Origin of the sequence: Rothia sp. HMSC062F03 (assembly GCF_001836905.1) — a bacterium.
Taxonomy (GTDB): Bacteria; Actinomycetota; Actinomycetes; order Actinomycetales; family Micrococcaceae; genus Rothia; species Rothia mucilaginosa_A.
Genome location: NZ_KV830860.1, coordinates 1 through 1,007, shown reverse-complemented (window position 1 = coordinate 1,007; position 1,007 = coordinate 1). Strand labels below are relative to the sequence as shown.

1 protein-coding gene is annotated in these 1,007 nt (G+C 58.2%); it reads right to left on the bottom strand.

Annotation, left to right across the window (positions count from 1 at the left end):
• Window positions 1-268: 268 nt before the first annotated feature.
• The gene (locus HMPREF2674_RS09190) at window positions 269-982 is read right to left on the bottom strand and encodes a hypothetical protein (RefSeq protein ID WP_070824490.1); all 714 of its coding nucleotides are present in this window, start codon (window positions 980-982) and stop codon (window positions 269-271) included.
• Window positions 983-1,007: the final 25 nt, after the last annotated feature.

Below are 1,007 nucleotides of genomic sequence, written 5' to 3'. Positions count from 1 at the left end.
TTCACGGCGGATTTCTCTTTCCGTCATGCGTCGCGACATCATCACAACGCTGTGTATGGATGTGGTTGGTAATGCCCAGCTTCGGGCATGCCCACATCCTAGCACCGTTCCCTGGGAAAAGTCTGGGCTCCAGCGGCGCCTCTCCGAACCCGAAATGCCTGGGCAAAATACCGAAGACCGAGAGCACGCGTACGAGAACGCCCCGCACGCATCACGTTCGGATGCGCACGGGGCGAGGTGCCGCGATATTCGAGGCTTCTTATGGATTTTAGTTCGTGACCGAGCTGATCTTCGTCGGCTTCACAGGTTCCTTAGGGACGCCCACGCCGCCTTCCACGGGGGCGGGAAGCTTGGGGGTTTCCAGGGTGTTAATGAGGTCCTTGGGCACATCGCCCTGGTGGTAGGAAATATAGACGGTACCGCTCCCCTTGACCGCGATGCGTTCGCCGTCAGGCTTAATCCTGATCCAGGAACCGTCGGTGTCCACTAGCTCCGCCTCACCGTTGGCCCTTGCACGGCTCCAGCTACCGTCATGCTGGTGGAAGATGATGTATTCATTGTTCTTCCCCACGACCATAGCAAGCTTGTCTTTTTCTAAGATGTAGGTCTTACCATCGGCGTTTTCGCCCTTCACAACGGCGGGGTCCTTCTCAGCCTCGGCAATTTTTTGGTAGTACGTTTCGTAGTGTTTCCTGGCCTTGTACTGCATCTCGTCAGCCCCTACCGCTGAGGATGCTCCCTGCGTTGTGTCGCTGCTAGCGGTTGCCCTGCCAGAAGCGCTCGAAGTAGGTTTAGATGAGGGGCTAGATGAGCTCTCGCTACGTGCAGAGGGCGAAGCAGAAGACGAGGCGGAGGGTGAAGCGGAGGCGCTTGCCGATGCGGAATCACGGGAGGCAACGGGGGCCTCCACAGCGGGGGCGCAGGCGGCTAGACCGAGCAGGCTTGCCACGCTTAGAGACAGTACAGCAATAGACTTTTTCACGGCGGATTTCTCTTTCCGTCATGCG